The following is a 20374-nucleotide window of genomic DNA, read 5'->3' on the forward strand; positions in this document are numbered from 1 at the left end:
CCGCTACGAGAAACGCGCCTACATCTACCTCGGCACCGTCACCCTCGCGGCCCTCGCGATCTGGCTCCGAACATGATCCAAGAAACAGACCCTAGGACGTCCTGAGCTCTCGATCGCGGTGGATGTGGCTACCCGATCGATCCTGGCCGCGGTGTTGCGTCCGCATGGGACCAAGGCGGTGGATGCGGCGCTGTTGTTGGCGGAAATGGCCGTGCCGCACCCTGCCCGGCCGACATGGCCCGCAGCGCTGTATCTGTCGCAAGCCCAGGTGCCCTACGGGCGGATGCTGTCCCTGGACGAGCGGCTGGAAGGAGCGGCGGCCCGGCCGGTGATCGTGCCGGAGACGATCGTCGTGGACCGCGGGAAGATCTATATCTCGGAGAGCTTCGTCGCCGCGTGCGAGACGCTCGGGGTAAGCGTGCAGCCGGCCCCGCCGCGGCGGCCCCAGGCCAAGGGTGTGGTGGAGCGGACCTTCGGGTCGATCAACGACCTGTTTGGTCAGCACGTCGCGGGCCATACCGGGTCAAGCCCTCGCCTGAGAGGGAAGGACACGGAGGCGGAAGCGTGCTGGACCATCCCGCAGCTGCAGGACTTCCTGGATGAGTGGATCGTGTGCGGGTGGCAGAACCGGCCTCATGAGGGCCTGCGTCACCCGGTGCTGCCAAAGGCAGCACTCACCCCGAACCAGATGTGGGCCGCGCTGACCGCCGTGTGCGGGTACGTGCCCGTGCCTCTGACCGGAACCGACTATCTCGAGCTGCTGCCGGTGCGCTGGCAGCCCGTCACCGAACGCGGCATCCGCATCGACTACCGCACCTACGACCATCAGGTCCTCGACCCTCACCGCGGCCAGCGCTCCGGCGTCGCGGCCAAGGGACGGTAAGTGGGAGGTCCACCACAACCCGCATGACGCCCGGCAGATCTGGGTGCGCCTGAGCGACGGGAATCTCCACGAGATCCCGTGGATCCATCGCGACCATGTACACCGGCCGTTCAACGACCAGGTGTGGCGCCACGTCCAGGGCGAAGTCGCCCAGCGTGGCGACCGGGAGCAGCACGAGGCCGACCTCGCTGATGCCCTCGACCGGCTCCTGCGCCGCACCCGTGCGAGCGTGGGGAAGCTGCCGAAGCGACGGGGCCGCAAGAGTTCCATCACCGCGCCCGGCAGCACGGGCGCACTCGAGGGCCTCGCCGTCAGTATCGGTCTGCCGGCCCCGCGCCAGTCGGCCGATCCGGATGACGGCCGGCCCGGAGAGCCTGAAACCGCGCCACGTGCTGTGCAGGACAGCGCGGCGGGCCCGGCAGAAGCCGAAAGGGCAGCGCGGAACGGCCCAGTGCCGGGCGGGGAGTGGGGATGGGAGGGCGAGAGCCTGGACGACGGACTCGCCGCCACGGTGACAACGGCCCGGGCCGGCACGGGTGAGCCGGAGGAAGCGGACACGGATGTGGCGGCAGTCGACGGCCGTGGCGGCGGATACGGGCTATGGGATGCCGAAGCGGAGGCCGAGCAGTGGTGAGCAGCCCTACGGGCTCGGGAGAAGCGTCGAAAGCCGGCGCCGCGTCGGCCGCGCGCCGGTTGGCGGACTGTGCGGGGCGCGCCGAAGACGACGCGGGTGGCGCGAGTGGCGCGGGCGGTGGGCAGGCGCAGACCGGGGCGGTGACGGTGTGGGACGGCTTCGCCTGCTTCGCCACCACCCCCGTCGCGACTCCTCCCGTACCAGGGGCGCCGCCGCGTAGCCTGGCCGAACGGCTGGCCTATCACTCGCGGTTCGTCACCGTACGCACCCCGGCCATCGACGCCCTGGCCCAGCAGGTGCGCACCCTCATGCTGCTGGGTGGGCATCAGCAGGTGACCGCGCGCCCGTCCCTGATCGTCACCGGCCCCGCCGGGGCCGGGAAGACCACCGCGCTCCTCCAAGTCGGCCGCGCCTGCCACCTTGCCTACACCCGCCGCCAGGGCGAGGAGGCTACGGCCGGACGGGTGCCGGTCGCCTACGTGCTCGTGCCGCCCGCTGCCAGCGCCAAAACCCTCGCGCTGGAATTCGCCCGCTACCTCGGCATCCCCGTCACCGCCCGCATGTCCCAGGCCCAAGTCGTCAACAGCGTCTGCCACGCCTACACACAGGCGGGGGTGCGGCTGGTGATGATCGATGAAATCCACCGCCTCAACCCCCGCACCACCACCGGCGCCCAGAGCGCCGACCTCCTCAAAGACCTCTCCGAGCGGATCGGCGCGACGTTCGTGTACGCGGGCATCGACGTCACCCGTACGCCGTTGTTCACCGGGGTGCGCGGGGAACAGCTCGCCGCACGGGCCTGTCTCGTCGACTGTGATCCCTTCCCCGCCCGTGACGGTACGCGCGAGCCGTTCAAGGACCTGGTACGGGCGATGGAGAACGCCCTCGACCTCCACCGGCACAAGGCTGGGAGTCTGGTGCGGCTGGCACCGTACCTCCACGCGCGTACCGCGGGGCGGATCGGGTCCCTCACCCGGCTCATCCGCCAAGCAGCCATCACCGCCATCCACGACGGCACCGAACGCATCACGAAATCCACTCTGGAAGCTGTCCGCCTGGATCACCTAGCCGAACAGCACTACCGGCCCCGGGCCCCGACCAGGTCGTCGGGCTCCCGGTGAACCAGACCGTTCTCACGGACCCTTCGGGCACCGCACCCGACACCACGCGAGACGGTGCGTCTGCCGTCGGGGCGTGGGCGCAGTTCCCGCCCCCGGCGGCGGGCGTGTTCCGGGTACGGCCGCTGGCGTTCGAAGCGACCGCCTCCTACTTCCAGCGCCTCGCGCATACGTACCGGCTGACGCTGCCCCAGCTCTGCGATGGGGCCGGGATCACCCTGCACGGCCACGGCACCACGCCCACGGCCGGGCTCGTTCTCTCCCTCGCCGCCGCCCACCGCATCGCCATCCTGAGCCGGATCCCGATAGGCCACCTCGCCCGCACCCTGCCCCACCTGCCCCAAGACGGTGCGACACCAGGCGGCGCGGCCACCGCGCGCTGGACACCTTTCGACGCCCTGTACCAGCCCGTGGCCGCCTGCACCCTGTGCACACGACGCTATAGCCGAGGCACGACCGGCACCGCGTGGGTACACCGGCCCTGGCACCAGTTGGTCTGTCCCTGGCACCACCAGGCCGCCCCCGACCCCAGGCTCAGCACCCCGCTGCGCACCGCGGCGGTCCCCGCACTGGGTGCCGCATACCGCGCCCACCAGCGCCTGCGGTGTCACCGCCTGGGGGCGAGTGCGTGGATGACGGCACGCGCGATCACCACCCGCTGTTACGACCACCAGCAACACCTCGCCGACCGGTGGCGCCAGCGGGGTTCCCCCGAGATGCGGGGAAAGACCCACAACCCGTCACAAAGCGTGACGACCCTTCGAGGGATTCGACACGCCTGAGTATTGCTCGTCGCCAGCAGCGTGGGCTCAGACTGCGAAACCACCGTCCACCGCCAGCTCCGCGCCTGTGACGTATCGGGCACTCTCGCCGGCCAGGCATGAGACGGCGTCCGCGACCTCCGCCGCCGTGCCGTAGCGGCCGAGCGCAGTGAAGCCGCGCTGGAAGTCGGCGGAATCGCCGTCGCCCGGATTCATGTCGGTGTCGATCGGGCCCGGGTGGACCAGGTTGACGGTGATCCCGTGCGGGCCGAGCTCCCGGGCCATGCCCTTGGTGAAGCCGATCAGAGCGGCCTTGCTGGTCGCATAGAGCGCGCTTCCGGGGAAGGCCACGCGCTGGGCGATGCAGCTGCCGATGCTCACGATCCGTCCACCCTCGACCAGGTACTGCAGCGCTGCCTGGGCGTAGAGGTAGGGCGCGCGAACGTTCACTGCCAGCACCCGGTCGATCTGGTCCCATGTCACCGCCTCGATTGGTCCGACGGCGCCGACACCCGCATTGTTCACCAGGATGTCCAGCCGCGTGAACCGCTCGGCGACCGCCGTCACCGCGGCGCACACCGCCTCCGGGTCTGCGCTGTCCGCGCGGACGGCCCAGCCGCTCCGCCCCATCGCGGTGATCTTGGCGACAACCTCCTCGGCCAGCTCGGCCGAGCCGTGGTAGGTCAGCGCGACGTCTGCGCCGTCCTCGGCCAGCCGCAGCGCGACCGCTGCCCCGATACCCCGGCTGCCGCCGGTCACCAGCGCCACCTTGCCGTCGAGCGCCGTCGCACCGTTCATCGTCATCTCCGTAGAACTCCTCGTTCCAGTCTTGGACACGACTTGATCTTCGTCCGGAACGCCCTGCGGGTCCGGCGGTATTCAGACGTCACGTTCAATTTTCAACGACGACTTCGTACACCCCGGAAGTACGAACCGACCCCGGCTACCCGGTGCAGTTCGGTCCGCCCGCCGGATCAGCAGCCACGTTGACCAAGGGGCAGCTCGGCCGACCGACCGCCGGCGTCCAGCACCGCAACGCCCGTCAGCTCGGCCTCCGCGGAGATCTTGGGCCCGGCCCCCCGGCCGAACTACGGGGCGGCCGGGAGGGGTTCTGTGAGGCGGTCCAGCCAGCTCAGGCGGTGGCTGAGAAGGGCGAGACCGGCCACGGCGGCCTGGTGCTGGTAGGCGCGTAGTCCGGGGGCGCCGGGGGGCGCGGGTTTGCGGGCGTTGCGGTGCCAGTGGCCGGTGAGGGCGGCGAAGAACGCCGTGGTGGTGTCGGGGCTGCTGTCGGTGGCGGGGTGGTCGCGGAGCAGGCGGGCGATGTCTGCGGGCGTGTGTCCGGCGAGGATGAGTTGCGGAGGGGCCTTGGCCCAAGGCCCCATCAATGGTGAGAAAACCCGAACACCCCAGAGAAACCTTCCCCGAACCTCACAACTCATCCTCGTGTCAGCCAGGCCATGGGTGTGCTAGGAAAAATCCTCATGCCATGACAGCGGAATGGGCATCCCCCAGCAGCCACAACTCAACAGCGTCCAACGACGAACTCGCTGTTCAGCAAGCCACCCGCGCCGTCAGAACCCGCTGTCACCCAACCCGCTGCCACCACCCCACACATTCACACGAAGGCGTGAAACCACCATGCCCCGCAAGAGTCGCCCACCCCCGTGACGATGGGCGAAGAACCGTTCCGCGCGTCAACTCCGGCCTTCAACTGCCGCACAGTCCCATCCTCTGCGCATGCCATCGTGTCCGCCGGGTGCCACCACGTCCACCCCGCCAACCGAAAGCGAAGCACCGTGAAGAAGTCCATCGCCTGCTGGACCGCAGCAGCGGCATGCGTCCTGCTCGCCCTCACCGGAACCGCCGAAGCCTCCGACACCACCATGGCCAAGCCCAAGGCGTGGTACTCCACCGCCGTCTGTGGTGTCGAGAAGATCGGAAGCAGCGACCACGGAGACAAGCAGCTCAAGGGCACCGGAAAGGGAAAGAGCAAGTCGGAGGCCGAAAAGTCCGCCCAGCGAGATGTACAGGCCCAGATCAGCAAGAAGTACGGAAAGGGGTACCGGGCGCACCACTGCACCTTCCGCAGCTCCAGGCGATAGGTCGCGCGCCCGTGGAAACACGTGAACAACAGAAAGCGTAAGAAGCTGCCGAAGCGGCTTGCCGCGGCTGCCAGTGACGGACGCGTCGGCCTTCTCCGGCGACTCCTCGCCCAAGGGGCTGATCCCGACACCCGCGACGCTGACGGAGCCACACCGCTCTATCTCGCCGCCGTCCAAGGCGAAAACCGCTGTGCCGAGCTGCTCCTGGCAGCCGGGGCCCTGCCCAACGCCGAATCCCGGGGGTGGCGCAGCGGACTGCCACTTGCCGCAGCCGCTGCCAAGGCGAACCTGCCCCTCGTCGAGCTGCTGCTGTGTCATGGAGCCGACCCGCACCTGCGGGAGTCGGGGGGAGGCTCGGCGCTCGACTGGGCACAGGGCTGGAGCGACGACACCGAGGAGCGGCAAACCGTCCTGGCGCGGCTGCGCAACCTCACCGTTTGAGCCGTCCCCACCGGACGGTCGGCACCTCCGGTTTGCCGAGTGCTGCTGGGGGTGCCCCTATGTGCTTCGTCGACCCTGGCCGGGGTTGTTCACGGGGGTTTGTTCTGGGTGCGCAAAGCGTGAAGTTCCCGGCGGGTCGGGTGCCGTGTAGGCAGACCTGTGGTCGATGTGGCGGGTGACCGCGCCGGTGCGGAAAGGGTGTTCGAGCAAGGCTGATCCATTTCGGCTGTGACGCTCGGATGACGTTCCGAGTGCGTGAAAGCCACTCCCCGTGAGTGTGAGACTGCGTCTGACCTGCTGGTTCTTGCTAGGTCGCTTCCGGTGACATGATTTCGATGACCTCGCACGTGAAGTGCGTTGCCATTCTGGGCCTGCGCCAAAGGGAGCTGTCACGTTGTTGGGTGTGTAAGTGCCTGATGGTGCGTCGGGGCGTGGCGGGGGTCGGGTTTCGGGCCGGTGCTCAGGCTGGGGCGGGCTGGCCGTCAGCGCCGGTGACCTGGTCCCAGATGGCGAAGCGGATGGTCGTCTCGGTGCGGTAGCCGGGAGCGGTCATCAGGTGGCGGCGGGGTCGGAAGTGCGGTGAGGTGCCGCTGAACGCGGCCAGGAACCGCTGGTCTGCTCCGATGCTGCGGAAGCCTTTCATGGCGCGTTCGCGTTGCCGGGTCGGCTGGTGGCTGTTCTCCGCCCGGTTGTTCAGGCCCTTGTGGGAACGGTGCTCGACCGAGGGCATCAGCTCCCGGTGGGCGGGGCCGTAGGAGCGGAGTTTGTCGGTGACCATGACTCTGGGCACCCGCTGCTGCTTCTTCATGAGCTTGGCCAGGAACCGCTTGGCGGCCTTTGCGTTCCGCCTCGACTGGACCAGGATGTCCAGGACGTTGCCGTCCTGGTCGACGGCCCGCCACAGATTCTGCCGCACACCGTTGAGCTGTACTGAGATTTGTGGAGTCCCTGATGCCAGGGTTACCGTCCTGGCGAAGGAGAACCACCAGCACTATGGCAGCACCCCGTAAATATCCGGACGAACTGCGCGAGCGCGCGATCCGCGAGGTCCGCGCCACCGGCCGCCCGATCGCGCACGTCGCGAAGGACCTGGGCATCCACAAGGAGGCCCTGCGAGGCTGGGTCCGCCAGGCCGAGGCCGACCGCGGCGAACGGGACGACCGGCTCACCACCGCCGAGCTGGACGAGCTCAGGCAACTCCGCAAAGAAGTAGCGGAGTTGCGGCGGGCGAACGAGATCCTGAAAGCCGCCTCGGTGTTTTTTGCCCAGGAGATCGACCGTCCCCGGACGAGGCCGAGCAGGTGATCGACCACCTGCGCGAGAGGGGCCTTGGGGTCGATCCCGTCTGCCGGGTGCTGGAGCTGTCACCGTCGACGTACTTCGCCCGCAAGAAGCGGCCGAAGTCGGCCCGCCGGCTCCGGGACGAGCAGCTCATGCCGCTGATCGAGGAGGTCCACGCGGAGTCGGGCGGCACCTATGGCGCCCGCCGGATCACCCGCGCGCTTCGTCGCAAGGGCCACGGGGTGGCCCGCTGCACCGTCGAGAGGCTGATGGCCGAGCTGGGCCTGGAGGGCGTCATCCGTGGCCGGCGGCGTCGGACCACGATTCCGGAACCGTCGGCGCCGCGTCCGCCGGACCTGGTCGACCGCGATTTCACCGCCTCCCGGCCCGATCAGCTGTGGGTCGCGGACATGACGTATGTCCGCACCTGGTCGGGATGGGCGTATGTGGCGTTTGTCCTGGACGTGTACTCGCGGATGATCGTCGGCTGGCAGGTCGCGAACCACATGCGGACCGAACTCCCTCTGGACGCCCTGGAGATGGCGCTCTGGCGGCGCCGGATCAAGAAGGACTCCGGACTGATACACCACAGCGATCGCGGGTCGCAATACGTATCGATTCGGTATACCGACCGGCTCGCCGACATCGGCGCCTCCGCCTCCGTCGGCTCCGTCGCGGACTCGTATGACAACGCGATGGCCGAGGCGCTGAACGGGACCTTCAAGGCCGAGCTGATCGAGATGCAGGATCTTGGAAGGACGTCGACCAGGTCGAGCGGGCGATCTTCCAGTGGATCACCTGGTACAACGAAGAACGCCTTCACTCCGCGCTCGACTACGTACCGCCGACCGAGTACGAGGAAGCCTTCTGGCGCAGCCAGGAGCAAACCCCGCAGTCCGCCTGAACCAATCAAGATCGGACTCTACGAAACTCGGGGCAGCTCAGTCTGCGGCGTGTTCCAGCGTTGGGCGGCAGCCGGGACCTTCTGGCCGCTGATGGACGGGGTGACCGCCGAGGCTGCGGCCCGCAACAAGGAAGCGAAGGTGACCTGGCGCAAGTGCGACAGTCAGGCCACCCCGGGTGATGTGGTCTTCTGGAAGTTCAAGAGCAACAAGCCCATCCAGGACGCGGCCGTGGTCATCGCCATGTCTGGCAGCAGCGTCACCATCGCGCAGCACAGCAGCAATTACCGCACGTCGACCATGGCAGCTGCCCGTAGCCGTAACCACCCCTACTCAGTCTGGATCGCCCATGTCACTCCGCGCTGGTAAGCGCACCACCGCCCTCGCCGGGGCCGCCGCGGTCCTCGTCGTGCTTTGCGTGGCTGCCGTCTGGTGGTTCAACCGCACCGACGACACTCCGTACGCACTCGCCGCCTCGCCGAAGGTGGGCGTCGTCTACGAGGGCGAGCGTCCGCCCGAAGAGGTGCGTACATTCCTGACGGTGTTCGTCCAGCGCCTGGCGAACGGGGATGTAAAGGGCATCAACGAACTGCACGACGGCTACTCCGACGGGACAGCGGTGACCCGGGAGTCCTCGGACTTCCTGAGTCCCCTCGCGGCAGCGGCGGTGGATGGTCCGGTCACGGCCCGTACCGAACCCGTACGCGACAACCGGCCGATCCTGCAGCGTCTCAGGTCACCTCAGGGCGGCACGTCCGAGGCAGAACTCACCCTGACGGGCAGGAGGCACGTACACATCCAACTGGTCAGGGAGCACGGTGTGTGGTGGGACTATGCCCTCGCCCCGACCGGCTGATCCCGGGCCCTGCCCGCGCCGTGCCCCGCTCCTCGACAACTGCCGGATGCTGTTGGTCAATTCGGGGTCGTCTGCTTCGCCTCGTCGGTCTGCGGATCGGCGGGGCGAAGTGCTGCGAAGTGGCTGGTGCGGGTGCTTCGCGACCCGGGGCACCACCGCCCACGGCCACTTCTCCGACGCCGCCGGGGTCGCCGACGCACTCGGCCGCCACAATCACCTGCGGGGCGTGCTGTTCGCCATCGTCCTGCTGGACGCCAGCATCATCGGAGCTGCGGCCGTCACCCTGGCGACCAGTTACGCCTTCGGTGACGTCTTCCGCCTGCGCCACTCCCTCCACCGGCGTTTCGGCGAGGCCAAGCATTTCTACGCCTCCTACAGCCTGCTGGTCCTGCTCGCGGCCGCCATCGTCCTGATCCCCGGCGCTCCGCTGGGCCTGATCACCTTGTCCGTCCAGGCGCTCGTCGGCTTTCTCGCCGGCCTCGGCAACGGCCTGCTCGTTGGCCGTGTTGGCGCGCTGCTGGCCGCGGTGTTCGGTGTCCTCGGCGTCGCGGCGGGCCTTGTCGGCGGCCTCGGCCTCGATCTGGGCGCGGGCGGCCTGCAGCCGGGCGAGGCGCTTCTCGCGCCGGTCCAGCTCGGCAGGCAGGTCGACCTCCTTGCCGTCGACGCCGAACCTGGCGTCCTCGGCGGTGTCGGTGGCCTCGGCGTCGGTCAGCAGGGCCTGGGTGGTGGCCCCCAACTGGGCGTTCTCGGCCTCGACCTGCTCTTCCTTGTCGATCAGGCGGCCGTAACTCATTGCCTTGCGCTTGGAGGCATCGGCCTGGAGCTTGGTGCCGTCCAAGGCGACGCGGCCCATCTTGACCATGCCCAGTCTCATGGCGAGGTGCAGCGACTGGGTAAACAGGTGAGCGAGTGCGTAAAGGTGGCGGCGGCGGAACCTGGCGATCGAGCGGAAGTCCGGGGGCTGGTCAGCGGCCAGGAACCGGAACGCGACGTCATCGACGCACCTGCGCTCGATCGCCCGCGAGGAGCGCACCCCGGTGGTGTAGCCGTAGATCAGCAGCCGCAGCATCAGCCTCGGGTCATAGGGCGGGTAGCCGCGCTTCTCGGTGTAGTCCGCCAGGACCGGGGAGAGGTCCAGGACCGCGGAGAGGTCCAGGACCTCGTCGACCAGGTCCGCGACGAACCGGGCCAGGTGGCCCTCGGGCAGCCAGTCGTCCAGCGACGGTGGCAGCAGCAGGACCTGATGCGGGTCGAACGCCCGGAAGGTCTTGTCCACCGCCGCACGGCCCTGCGGCCGCTTCACCTCGACCGGCTCGACCTCGAACAGCCCATCCTCACCGCGCATACCAGGATCATCCCTCACAAAAGATCACGAGACGCAGGCGGGTTCATGACGAGGAAGGCCCGCCGGGAAGGGCCGGAAGAATCCCGTCGACAAGAGCGCTGCAGCATGCCAGCATCGGCGCCTTATGAACAGAACCGATTACCCCACATCCTGGGATGAGCGCACGATGCTCCTCACCTTCCTCGACTACACCCGCGCGACAGCGCGGGCGAAGTGCGAGGGGATCTGCGAAGACGACGCCCGCAGCGCTCCGCTCCCCGGCTCGCCACTGACCACGATGTCGGGCCTGATCAGCCACCTGCGCTGGGTGGAGTACTACTGGATCGAGGTCATGCTGCTGGGCGGTGAGGACGAAGGCCCCTGGACGGAGGAAGACCCGGACCGGGAGATGCGGGTCGCCCTTGACGTCTCCATCGCCACCCTGCTCGAGGAGTACGACGCCCAAGCCGAGAAGTACCGGCAGCTCATCGCCGAACTCGACCTGGACACGCCCTCGAAGCGTGAGGGGAAGAGCGGGACATTCACCCTCCGCTGGATCCTCCACCATCTCATTGAGGAGACCGCCCGCCACAACGGCCATCTCGACATCCTGCGCGAGCTGGCCGACGGCACCACCGGCAGCTAACCCTCTACAGGGCGTTGTCACGTTGTTGGGTGTGTGGGTGTCTGATGGTGCGTCGAGGTGTGGTGGGGCCGGGTGTCGGCCTGGGCTCAGGCCGCGGTAGGTCGGCCGGTGACGCCGGTGATCTGCTCCCAGGTGGTGAAGCGGGTGGTCACAATGTCGTCGCCCCTTGTCGGCCAAACCGGCGGACATGTTCCCGCGTTCCGCGCGCACGATAGGGGATCGACCTGAACAAACCGTGGCTGTGCCGGGTCCCGAGGCTGTGCCACGGGGGCCGGTGCAGTCCAGGGCCCGTGGAGCGGGGACGGCCCGACGACGAACGGCGGGGAAACTGCCCGACGAAGTGGACCCGCTGCTCGCGAACGTGGATCGCGCCTCTTCTCCCGGCTGGTGGAGAAAGCGGTGCTGCCGACGGTGCGTGGGACCGAGGGGCTGGAGCCCGGGATCCAGCCCCTCGTACTGCCCCGGTCAGCCCAGCCGTGCGTCGGCGTACACCTCGATGGCGTCCCGCTGGTGGACGGCCAGGCCCGGGGCGATCGCCTCGTACGCGGTGTGCCAGGCGTCGTTGTCCACGCAGGAACGGCCCATGGCCCGGAACTCGTCGGCGGTCACGGTCCGCAGCGCGGTCAGGGCCCGGTACTGGGCGTCGATCTCGGCCTGCACCGGCTCCGCGTCAGCCGCATACCCGGCGGCCATGAGCTCCGCCAGGCGGATCATCTGCGCCGTTCGCTCGCGCTGCCCGGCCTCGATGTCCTCCGGGGTCATCGCATCGACCCTGCCGACGACCGCTTCGCCGTGCTCGGGGAAGTCGTGCGGGCTCCCCTCGTACTGGAAGGGTGTCACACCTTCGAACAGGTTCTCCGGGCGGTTGATGGTCATAGGTCTGCCGTCCTTCCTGGACTGCTCCAGGTCGGCGATCGTGCGGGAGACAGCACCGGCCAGGGCATCGAGCCGGTCCCGCTCGGCGAGCAGCCGTCGGTGGTGGCCGCGCAGCGCTTCCACCTCGTCGACCTGCTCGGCCAGGACTCGACCGACCTCCGGCAGCCCCAGCCCCAGCGCCCGCAGCACGAGTATCTGCTGAAGCAGCAGGAGCTGGTGCTCCTCGTAGTAGCGGTGTCCGTTGCTGCCGATCCGGGCCGGGGGCAGCAGGCCGATCTCGTCGTAGTGCCGCAGGGTCCGAGCGGTCACTCCCGACATCCGGGCGACCTCCGCGATCGGCCAGTCCATCGCAGTCTCCCGCACTATCGCCTCACCGGGCCGGTCTCTCCGGCCCTGTCCAGGACGGTAGGAGCTGCCGCAGCGGCAACTTCAACCCCCGGGTTCCAGGCTCATCGGCCCGAATTCCGAAGGGAGCACGGCCCCGCCCTCCGACGGTCTTCGGCCTGCTGCGACAGGGGCGGTGCTCAGCCTTCGGAGAGAACGGTAAGGCGTCGCTGCGGCAGGACGATTCCCTCAATACTTGCGCGGGCGTATCCCGTCCACCCCCTGCACAGGGACCGGGTCGTTTGCGGGGATCTTGCGGGACGGGCATACGGAGGCGCGTTGGCGGTTCGGTCGCTGCTATCTGTCGCGGCGACGACGGAATATCGCGCGATACTCCCCCGGCCGCCGCCCCGTGTGTCTGACGAAGACGCTGCTGAACGCCCCGGGATCGAGGTATCCGACATCGGCCGCGATGCCTGCGACGGTCTTCTCGGTCGTCTCCAGCAGATGTCTGGCTCGACGTACCCGGACCGTCTGCAGGTAAGCGAGTGGCGTCTCGCCGGCTTCGTCGCGGAAGCGACGGAGCATGGTTCTCGTGCTCACGTGGAACTGCTGGGCCAGTGCGGGCAGGTCGTAGCGAGCACTGAGGTTCTGGTCGAGCCACCGCTTGACGCCGAGCGAGAAGTCCCCGCCCGCAGTGGGTACGAGCCGCGAGTCGACATAGGGAGCCTGCGTGGAGCGTGCATCGTCGACAAGCGCGATGCGAGCGGTGCTGCGCGCGACGCGGGGGCCGTCGTGTTCGCGGATGAACTGCAGCGCGAAGTCGTACATGGCGCTGAAGGCAGCTGTGGTCGTCACCCCCCGGTCGGTCACGACCAAGCTCTCCGGGCGAAGGCGCACATCGGCGTACCGGCGGGCGAATCGGTCCGCGAACAACCAGGACGTGGTCGCTTCGCGCCCGCCGAGCAGCCCGGCTTCGGCGACCAGGAATGCGCCCACGCAGATCGATACGACAGCGGTCCCGGAGGCCGCCTGCGATCGAATCGACGATATTTCCGGTCCCAGCTTTGCGAGTGTCGCGTCGAGATCGAGCATGGGCGAAAGCTCGAAGCCCGGCACGATCAGGACGTCCACCGGGCGGATCGCCGACACGTCGAGAACCGAGCCGCCGGACGCGATCACACGCCGCCGGGGCGAGACGACCGACACCTCGTGAGCCGGCTGAACCGATCCGTGCGCTGCGGCAACGTGATTGGCCATCGTCAGGAGGTCGGGGACCCCGAACACCTCCGACGCGAAGCAGCCGGGGTAGGCCAGCACACCTACCCGCAGCACGCCCATACCGCCTCCAGCTCTTTGACCGGATGGCGATATTACCGGGACACCTGGCGATGTCGCCGCTTCTCGGGAGGGCGGCCGCTCGCCATCATCTTGGTCATGACAATCATGCGAGGACAGAACGACCCCCTGGACGACTTCTCGAGAAGGACCGTCAGCGTCAATGACGTCGACAAGACCGTCTATGTCGCCGGGTCAGGACCAGCAATCATCCTCATGCCCGAGATGCCGGGTATCAGCCCCGACGTCGCCCGGTTCGCGCGTTGGGTCCGCGATGCCGGCTTCTGCGTCTACCTGCCGTCTCTTTTCGGCGTCGACGGTGCTTACCCGCTCGCCGAGGCACAGGAGACCGTCGTTCGACGCGCGTGTGTCAGCGCCGAGTTCCGAGCATTCGCCGGTGGAGGTACGAGCCCCGTCGTCACATGGCTGCGCGGCCTCGCTCGCCTGGCGCACGCCGAACGCGGCGGACCCGGCGTCGGCGCCGTCGGCCTCTGTTTTACCGGCAACTTCGCCTTGACCATGGCACTCGAACCAGCCGTCATCGCACCAGTGGTGAACCATCCGTCGCTCCCGCTCGACGACGCCGGCGGTCTGGAGATCAGCGACGAAGACGCTGCTGCAGTGGCTGAACGCGTGGCGCGAGACGGATTGAAGGTTCTCGCCTACCGCTTCGACAACGACAGGTGGTGCACCGGCCAACGATTCGCGGCCTACCGCGCACTGCTCGGGGACGCATTCGACGGCCGTGTCGTCAAAGCCGGGACTGCGAACACGAATCCACCGCCCTTCTTTCGTGATGTCGTCGGTTGCGCCCACAGCGTCGTCACGGCACATCTCGTCGATCAGGACGGTCACCCCACCGTGCAGGCCCGGAACGAAATCATCGCCTTCCTGGCCGAGCGGCTCGGGACACGGCAGGAATGATCCCCGCGCGGCCCACCCCCGGCCCTGCCGGTCGGGGTCGGCAGCGGCGGCGTCGAGAGTCCGGCAGGGGTCCGTGGTCGACCTCGACTTGCCCCTCCGCAGACCGCCCCGGCATCGGACCCGCCCGACGAGCAGGATCAGGAGGTCCCAGGTGCCGCACCCCGGCCGTCGAGGAGGTCGGCCGGAACGCGACGCCGTGCTTCCTCACGGGCGATCTGCCGGACGAGCACGGCGCGGTCGATGTACAGGGCGACAGCGGTGAGGACCGGGCGCTGGAGCCCTGCCGGTTTCAGGTCCTCGACCACCCGCTGCACGGAACGGGGGGGCGGTCCCGTAGTGGTCGGCAAAGGTCGGATGCCCTGATCTGCCCCGGGCCGCCCTGGCGGTAGTCGCTGTCCCCGGCAAGCCGGGTTGCCGGGGTGACATCGCTCCGGCCCCGGGCCGGGGTGAAATCCGCGAGTTCTTCGTTTCTCAGGTGTGGCTATTCACCCGGATGGCGTACCGGTCTCCGGTGAAGTTCGGCAGCCGAGGGAAAAACGGCTGCCGCGCCGGTGCCGCAGGACTCAGTGAATGCCGAAGAATGTAGCGTGCTGCCCGGCCCCGACCGGTGGCCCAGTCGTGAGGAGCCGGAAATGCTCAAGGGATTCAAGAACTTCCTGATGCGCGGCGATATCATCGTCGTAGCTGTGGGCCTCATTATCGCGCTGGCCTTCAGTACCTTGATCAAGGCATTCACCGATTTCGTGATCAACCCCATCATTGCGCGTGCCCAGGGCGGCCATTCCGTCGGATTGGGTTGGCAACTCGGCCAGGCCGGCAACAAGGCCACGTATCTTGATATTGGTTCCTTCATCTCGGCAGTCATCTACTTCATCATCTTCATGGCCGTCGTCTACTTCCTCATCGTCGTACCGTACAAGCACTATTCGGCGCGGCATGGTGTGGTGGCCTTCGAAGAACCGGGGCCCGTCAAGACGTGCCCGGCCTGCTTGTCCGAGGACCTGCCGGTCGCTGCCGCAAAATGTCGGCACTGCGGCACCGAGCAGCCGCCGACTGCCGGAACTCCACGCCCCTGAGGAAGCGGGAAGGCCACGGCCGTTTCGGAGGGTCGCGATACGTCTCTGTGCTCCCCGTACTTCTCTGCGCCCCCGTCGCATCGGGCACGCAACGGGCGCGCTTCTCCGGCCGCACTGTCCGAACGAGCAGGTCATCGATGCCGTCGTCGGTGCTCTCGTGTGCGAGCAGACGTCGGCTGAGGTGCCTTCTCCTCCGCCCCCTGCGTCCAGGGGTGCTTGGCGCGTCCTCTCACGGTGAGTGTGCGAACGTGGCGTGCGGCTCGTTCGTCGACCAGCCGGTTGTGCTTCCGGACGGCGGTGGGGCGGGTGATGTCGTCTGCGAGAGTTTTGCGGGTGCCTTGGCCGAGTCCTCGCCCGCCGCACAGTGAGCGGTGACGAAGTAGCCGATGTCCAGTCCGTGCACGTACGTGCCGACCTGTCATGCTGCCATGGTGCCGGGGAGGAAGCCCGGGACGCAGTCGGAGCCGAAGACAGGGATCACGTCGACGCCGGCGGCGCGGGCGCGGTTGCGGTGGCGCTGTTGCAGGTCGCGCACGAACCCGCCGTCTCCGATGGAGCCCACGTCGTGGGCACCGGCATCAACAACTACTTGTGTTGTGTTGTATCCGAACCGTTCGAACGGTCCGACAGCCGTGATCAGTACATCGCCGGTGTCGACGAGTGCGTGAACGGTGTCGGACTTGGTGACGTCGGCGAGCCGGGAGTCGAGTTCTCCGAGCCGCCGGGCAGCCCGGGCGAGCGATCGGCCCGCGGGCGACCGATGAGCCGCGCAGACTGCCGTGACCAGCGGCCTTCGCAGTGACAGCCTCGAACGGGCCGATATTTTTCGTCCGCGGACGGCCAAGCGGGAATAGATTACTGCTCCTGAATGCAGGCACGGATGAGGAGCACGGACAGTGGGCAGCGACAGCCGGACAGGACCACCCGCCTTCGGAAGCGAACGCGAGATGCTGCGGGCTTTCCTCGACTACCACCGAGCGACCCTCGCCATGAAGTGCGAAGGGCTTACCGACGAGGAGTTGCGACAGCAGTCGATGCCGCCGTCCACACTCTCCCTGCTCGGTCTGGTGCGGCACATGGCTGAGGTGGAGCGTGCATGGTTCCGTCGAGTCTTCGAGGACAACGATGCACGCCTGGTCTGGTCCGACGAGATCGACTTCCAGGCGGCGTACGACGCAAGCGCGTCGACCGGGGGCGAGGCCTTCGCCGCCTGGGAGGCCGAGGTGGAGACCTCACGCCGCATCGAGCAGGAGGCGGACTCGCTGGACCAGGCCGGACATCAGCCGAGATGGGGCGAGGAAGTATCACTGCGGATGGTGATGATGCACGTGCTCCTGGAGTACGGCCGACACAACGGACACGCGGACCTCCTGCGTGAGGGCGTCGACGGAACCACAGGCGCCTGAGCACGCAAGCACCTGCGTCAACGGCCACTACATGCGGGCAAGATCGGGGCAGGCCCCGATCCCGTCGGCCGACCGGGCCTCCGTGCCGACGAACACCGCCACCGCTGAACCGGACACGGAGGAGGCAGGAGCGGTCCGGTCGCCGGTCGGTACGGATGACGCCCTGGGCGTGATCGATGTCCCGGCCGCCGCGGTACCACCTGTCCGACCGTCACCCTGCGCGCACAGTTCGAGCAAGTCCTTGCGGTGCTCAGGCAGTAGCTTCGCGGACGTGCCAGCAGCATTCGGCACCGCGCGCGACGGCGTTCAGTCGTCCCGGGGGTTCGCCCGCACTCGGCGGGACGGGACCGCCAGCGGGCCTGCGGCATCGACGGGCGTCTCGGTCAGGACGTCAGGGTGACCCTCCGATTGTTACCGCCTGTCTCGACACATTCCTGATATGGATTCAGCGGGCCCGTCCGTTCCCGACAGCTCCAGACCGATCCGGCGGCATGGACGATCGTGACCCCATCAGCGCCGTTGTTCCAGCCCCGCGTGTAGGCGCTCGCGACCTGGAGTGCTGCGGCGCAGTCCCTGGCATGGGCCGTCCCCACCGTGAGCCCCGATGTGCCATCGGTGCCGCAGATGACGCCGGGCTTCCCGCCCGTGTTCTCGCCGACGGCCCTCGCTGCGGGTGTTGCCAGGGCCAGTACGGCGATGCCGACCGCTCCTGCGGCCACGGTTCTCATCGGCGCGTTCATCCTCTTGTTCTCCTTGCGGACGTCGTGCAGGCATGGCCTGCCCATGGATCGGAAGAAATTCCAGGAACCAGTCGCAGCGCTCAGCGTCGGCATCGGGATGCCGCCATTCCCGAGGCGGACCGAGGCCACCATTCAAACGGTTCGCCAGCGGCTTCTCGTGTATTGGTGCCGAGGAACCCGCGAAACGGTGATGTCCCTGCCCGGCGGACGGGCGATCCGGCCGCTCCGTGGCGAAGCCGGAGCCCGGGCCGATGAACCGCAGGCGAACAGGAACATGCCGATGGCGGGCAGGACTTCGTCGGGACCGACCGCTCGCCCCCCTGTCCGCCGGCCGCTCAAGGTTTGTCCGGAATTACGCGGGGCGACGCTTCCTTCGCCCCATGGCTCCGGGACTGCGCCGCCCCGCCCTGCCTGCGGGTACATCTGCCCTCCGGAGATCCGAGGGGACGGCGGGATGACGGAACGACGCCGGGTGCGGGGCGAGGGGGTCCGGGAAGGTGGGCCGACAGGTCAGACGGGGAGCAGGTCTTCCTCGTCCGAGTCCGGACCGGTGAGGCTCCGTCGTCGCACTCGTCCCGAGTCGGCGATCAGGACGTCCGGGGCCTCGGTCTCGTAGAAGCGCAGGTATCCGATGGTGCCGACCGACGTCGTCCATGTTCCCAGCAGAGTCAGCAGGTGTTGGAGGTCATCGAACTGGTCGGGATGCACCTCCTGCCTGATCGTCAGCGACCAGCCCCGGCTCCCTCGGCAGAGGCTGCCGACCAGCACACCGCCGATGCGCCACGCGGGGCCGCGCGAGGACAGGAGCGGATATGTGTCCCCCTCCGCCATGACGGCCTCCTCTGTCGCATCCATGGATTCGCCCAAGTGCCCTCGCAGATAGCCGAGTTCGGCAGGGGAAAGCGAGTCTCGCAGGTCGAGGGCGAGTTGCAGCTCATAGAGATCGCTCATGTGACGAGCCTAAGCGGTGTCCCGTCCGGTGGGTCCGTGATGGATGCGGGCGCAGACGATGTCCGCGGAGGCCAGGAAATGAGTGGCCCTCGTTCGTGGCGGCGATGGGGCAACGGTGTCGGGCAAGCCGGGCCATCGCGCGTTCGGTGCCCGGGCTGCAATGGCCTGTCCCTGTGGAGGGCTCAGCGCCCGGGCCCGTGGGTGGAGGCACTGCCGATGGCAGGCTGCCCGGCACGATCGTGTCGCTCCGGTATGTATCGGCGTTCTCACCGGTCGGAGCTCGGCAGCGGTTGTCGACAGTTCCACGACGCGCTGCGCCGCACGCGTGAGGGGAGCGATACCCATGTCGAAGCGCCCTCGGCCGGCTGTCGGCCTCGCCCCGGGTGCCGACGGCAGGGGCCGAGCCATCGCCGGCAGTGCCGGTGGGGGTGAGTCGGTCGCACACCTCCGTGCCGGGTGCGTGTCCTTGGCGCCGCCCGAGCTCGTGGACGAGCACGGGCGGGAGCAACCGTCGGGACCCGAGGCACCCGCGTCGGCTCTTGAGCACGCACCGCGTGATGTGCGCGGCGGGTCACCTCATGCGGTGACCTTGGCGATGAACGCCGCGCGGTTCGTCACGGTCCGCTGGATCTTCTCCTCCACGGTGAGCGATTCGTGGAGCCGTGCGCCGATGCTCGCGTCCTTCGTGCCCCGCACGTACAGCGGGCAGGCGAGATCGCTGCACATGCAGGCGCCCACCGAGTTTCCCTGTTGTCCCGCCCTGCCCGCCTTCGCGGCGACCATGAGTGGGACTCCCCCGGCGTGGGTGGTCATGCACATCGAGCACATGCCGCGTCGCGTCCGCCTGGGCGTGTTGGCGGGGCAGCGCAGGGCGAGTGCCGTCGGTAGGCCGTCCGACTCGGTGGCGAGGCAGGCCCGGCCGGGGGGCCTGGGGTCCCTCCAGCCGAGGAAGTCCAGATCGTCCCAGGGGCGCTCGACCGAGTCACGGGGGGATGGACAGGCGCTTGGCCTCGCCCTCGGTGCAGTTCACGAAGGCGGTGCGGATCTCCCGCTCGGTCAGGGGTTTCATGAACCGTAGGCCAGTTTGCCTAAAAGCTTTAGGCAAATACATAATGAAACTCGCCAGATCGGAGGAAGATTATGGTTAGAGCAGGACTGACCCCGGAGCGCCTGACGCTGGCGGGGGCCGAGCTGGCCGACGAGGTCGGTTTCGACCAGGTGACCGTCTCGGCGCTCGCCCGGCGGTTCGATGTCAAGGTCGCGAGCCTGTACTCGCACCTGAAGAACTCCCAGGACCTCCGGACCAGGATCGCGCTGTTCGCGCTGGAAGAACTCGCCGACCGAGTGGCCGAGGCACTGGCCGGACGTGCGGGCAAGGACGCCCTTGCCGCCTTCGCGGATGCCTACCGCGACTACGCCCGGGAGCACCCCGGTCGCTACGCCGCCGCCCGCCTCCGGCTCGATCCCGAGACGGCGGCGGCCAGTGCCGGGGTGCGGCACGCACAGATGACGCGGGCGATCCTGCGCGGCTACGACCTGACGGAGCCGGACCAGACGCACGCGGTCCGAATGCTGGGCAGCGTGTTCCACGGCTACGTCAGCCTGGAGCTGGCCGGAGGCTTCGAGCACAGCGCCCCCGGGGCGCAGGAATCCTGGGCCTGGATCGTGGACTCCCTCGACACTCTGCTACGGAACCGCGGCGCACGCCGACCAGATGCGGCTGCGCCGCCGGAGGCAATCGCCCACGCCGGGAACCGACATGCCCGATGACCGAAAACCCTGAGCAAGGCT

The 20374-nt window shown here is 68.4% G+C and carries 21 protein-coding genes and 5 pseudogenes; 15 read left to right on the plus strand and 11 right to left on the minus strand.

Annotated features, from left to right (window positions below; genetic code table 11):
• Positions 1-124 precede the first annotated feature (124 nt).
• From ACFC79_RS17575 to ACFC79_RS17590, 4 genes are all read left to right on the plus strand, one after another.
• Positions 125-883 (plus strand): hypothetical protein, encoded by a 759-nt coding sequence (locus tag ACFC79_RS17575; RefSeq protein ID WP_376241025.1) that lies wholly within the window; start codon positions 125-127, stop codon positions 881-883.
• A 43-nt stretch (positions 884-926) separates the two neighbouring features.
• A complete protein-coding gene (locus tag ACFC79_RS17580; RefSeq protein WP_376241027.1) occupies positions 927-1517 on the plus strand; it encodes a hypothetical protein in 591 nt (196 codons plus the stop codon).
• A 140-nt stretch (positions 1518-1657) separates the two neighbouring features.
• Positions 1658-2638, plus strand: coding sequence for a TniB family NTP-binding protein (locus ACFC79_RS17585; RefSeq protein WP_376241308.1), 981 nt, complete (start codon positions 1658-1660; stop codon positions 2636-2638).
• Positions 2635-3417 carry a TniQ family protein gene (locus tag ACFC79_RS17590; protein WP_376241028.1) on the plus strand — a complete coding sequence of 261 codons (783 nt, stop codon included), beginning with the start codon at positions 2635-2637 and terminating at the stop codon, positions 3415-3417. The genes ACFC79_RS17585 and ACFC79_RS17590 overlap by 4 nt, the downstream gene beginning before the upstream one ends.
• Positions 3418-3444: 27 nt before the next feature.
• Here ACFC79_RS17590 and ACFC79_RS17595 read toward each other — a convergent pair whose 3' ends face one another.
• Positions 3445-4200 carry an SDR family NAD(P)-dependent oxidoreductase gene (locus ACFC79_RS17595; RefSeq protein WP_376241030.1) on the minus strand — a complete coding sequence of 252 codons (756 nt, stop codon included), beginning with the start codon at positions 4198-4200 and terminating at the stop codon, positions 3445-3447.
• Between the two features lie 284 nt (positions 4201-4484).
• On the minus strand, positions 4485-4778 hold the full coding sequence (locus ACFC79_RS17600) for a hypothetical protein (protein ID WP_376241032.1): 294 nt from the start codon (positions 4776-4778) through the stop codon (positions 4485-4487).
• A gap of 414 nt (positions 4779-5192) precedes the next feature.
• On the opposite strand from ACFC79_RS17600, the gene ACFC79_RS17605 reads away from it, so the two are divergent.
• Entirely contained in the window at positions 5193-5498 is a 306-nt protein-coding gene (locus ACFC79_RS17605; protein WP_376241034.1) for a hypothetical protein, read from the plus strand.
• 21 nt (positions 5499-5519) lie between these two features.
• The gene (locus tag ACFC79_RS17610; protein ID WP_376241036.1) at positions 5520-5939 is read left to right on the plus strand and encodes an ankyrin repeat domain-containing protein; all 420 of its coding nucleotides are present in this window, start codon (positions 5520-5522) and stop codon (positions 5937-5939) included.
• Positions 5940-6399: 460 nt separating this feature from the next.
• Here ACFC79_RS17610 and ACFC79_RS17615 read toward each other — a convergent pair.
• Positions 6400-6849, minus strand: a pseudogene (locus ACFC79_RS17615) (transposase); the annotation flags it as partial.
• 83 nt (positions 6850-6932) lie between these two features.
• Here ACFC79_RS17615 and ACFC79_RS17620 point away from each other — a divergent pair.
• From ACFC79_RS17620 to ACFC79_RS17635, 4 genes and pseudogenes are all read left to right on the plus strand, one after another.
• Positions 6933-8124 (plus strand): annotated as a pseudogene (locus tag ACFC79_RS17620) (IS3 family transposase).
• Between the two features lie 49 nt (positions 8125-8173).
• Positions 8174-8491 carry a hypothetical protein gene (locus ACFC79_RS17625; protein ID WP_376241038.1) on the plus strand — a complete coding sequence of 106 codons (318 nt, stop codon included), beginning with the start codon at positions 8174-8176 and terminating at the stop codon, positions 8489-8491.
• Positions 8472-8978 (plus strand): hypothetical protein, encoded by a 507-nt coding sequence (locus tag ACFC79_RS17630; protein WP_376241040.1) that lies wholly within the window; start codon positions 8472-8474, stop codon positions 8976-8978. Before ACFC79_RS17625 ends, ACFC79_RS17630 begins: the two co-directional genes overlap by 20 nt.
• Positions 8979-9024: 46 nt before the next feature.
• Positions 9025-9390: pseudogene (locus ACFC79_RS17635) on the plus strand (divalent metal cation transporter); the annotation flags it as partial.
• A 51-nt stretch (positions 9391-9441) separates the two neighbouring features.
• Here the strand turns inward: ACFC79_RS17635 and ACFC79_RS17640 are convergent.
• Positions 9442-10305 (minus strand): annotated as a pseudogene (locus ACFC79_RS17640) (transposase); the annotation flags it as partial.
• Between the two features lie 142 nt (positions 10306-10447).
• Here ACFC79_RS17640 and ACFC79_RS17645 point away from each other — a divergent pair.
• Positions 10448-10948 carry a DinB family protein gene (locus ACFC79_RS17645; protein ID WP_376241042.1) on the plus strand — a complete coding sequence of 167 codons (501 nt, stop codon included), beginning with the start codon at positions 10448-10450 and terminating at the stop codon, positions 10946-10948.
• A 465-nt stretch (positions 10949-11413) separates the two neighbouring features.
• Here the strand turns inward: ACFC79_RS17645 and ACFC79_RS17650 are convergent, their stop codons facing one another.
• Together ACFC79_RS17650 and ACFC79_RS17655 are read right to left on the minus strand one after the other, a co-directional pair.
• Entirely contained in the window at positions 11414-12172 is a 759-nt protein-coding gene (locus ACFC79_RS17650) for a MerR family transcriptional regulator (RefSeq protein ID WP_376241044.1), read from the minus strand.
• Positions 12173-12505: 333 nt separating this feature from the next.
• The gene (locus ACFC79_RS17655; protein ID WP_376241046.1) at positions 12506-13489 is read right to left on the minus strand and encodes a GlxA family transcriptional regulator; all 984 of its coding nucleotides are present in this window, start codon (positions 13487-13489) and stop codon (positions 12506-12508) included.
• A gap of 96 nt (positions 13490-13585) precedes the next feature.
• On the opposite strand from ACFC79_RS17655, the gene ACFC79_RS17660 reads away from it, so the two are divergent.
• Positions 13586-14410, plus strand: a complete 825-nt coding sequence (locus tag ACFC79_RS17660; protein WP_376241048.1) for a dienelactone hydrolase family protein — start codon at positions 13586-13588, stop codon at positions 14408-14410.
• Between the two features lie 137 nt (positions 14411-14547).
• Here the strand turns inward: ACFC79_RS17660 and ACFC79_RS17665 are convergent, their stop codons facing one another.
• Positions 14548-14715, minus strand: a complete 168-nt coding sequence (locus ACFC79_RS17665; protein WP_376241050.1) for a hypothetical protein — start codon at positions 14713-14715, stop codon at positions 14548-14550.
• Positions 14716-15042: 327 nt separating this feature from the next.
• On the opposite strand from ACFC79_RS17665, the gene ACFC79_RS17670 reads away from it, so the two are divergent.
• The gene (locus ACFC79_RS17670) at positions 15043-15486 is read left to right on the plus strand and encodes an MscL family protein (protein WP_376241310.1); all 444 of its coding nucleotides are present in this window, start codon (positions 15043-15045) and stop codon (positions 15484-15486) included.
• Positions 15487-15904: 418 nt separating this feature from the next.
• On the opposite strand, the gene ACFC79_RS17675 is transcribed toward ACFC79_RS17670, so the two are convergent.
• Positions 15905-16330 (minus strand): hypothetical protein, encoded by a 426-nt coding sequence (locus tag ACFC79_RS17675; RefSeq protein WP_376241052.1) that lies wholly within the window; start codon positions 16328-16330, stop codon positions 15905-15907.
• A 103-nt stretch (positions 16331-16433) separates the two neighbouring features.
• Between ACFC79_RS17675 and ACFC79_RS17680 the strand changes: the two genes are divergently transcribed.
• Positions 16434-16892, plus strand: coding sequence for a DinB family protein (locus ACFC79_RS17680; protein ID WP_376241312.1), 459 nt, complete (start codon positions 16434-16436; stop codon positions 16890-16892).
• Between the two features lie 383 nt (positions 16893-17275).
• On the opposite strand, the gene ACFC79_RS17685 is transcribed toward ACFC79_RS17680, so the two are convergent.
• From ACFC79_RS17685 to ACFC79_RS17695, 3 genes and pseudogenes are all read right to left on the minus strand, one after another.
• Positions 17276-17632 (minus strand): hypothetical protein, encoded by a 357-nt coding sequence (locus ACFC79_RS17685; RefSeq protein ID WP_376241054.1) that lies wholly within the window; start codon positions 17630-17632, stop codon positions 17276-17278.
• A 510-nt stretch (positions 17633-18142) separates the two neighbouring features.
• Positions 18143-18583: a hypothetical protein gene (locus ACFC79_RS17690; protein ID WP_376241056.1), complete on the minus strand. Its 441-nt coding sequence runs from the start codon at positions 18581-18583 to the stop codon at positions 18143-18145.
• Between the two features lie 576 nt (positions 18584-19159).
• Positions 19160-19652, minus strand: a pseudogene (locus ACFC79_RS17695) (FBP domain-containing protein).
• A gap of 71 nt (positions 19653-19723) precedes the next feature.
• On the opposite strand from ACFC79_RS17695, the gene ACFC79_RS17700 reads away from it, so the two are divergent.
• The gene (locus ACFC79_RS17700; protein WP_376241057.1) at positions 19724-20353 is read left to right on the plus strand and encodes a TetR/AcrR family transcriptional regulator; all 630 of its coding nucleotides are present in this window, start codon (positions 19724-19726) and stop codon (positions 20351-20353) included.
• Positions 20354-20374: the final 21 nt, after the last annotated feature.

It is taken from the genome of Streptomyces sp. NPDC056061 (genome assembly GCF_042266885.1).
GTDB lineage: Bacteria > Actinomycetota > Actinomycetes > Streptomycetales > Streptomycetaceae > Streptomyces.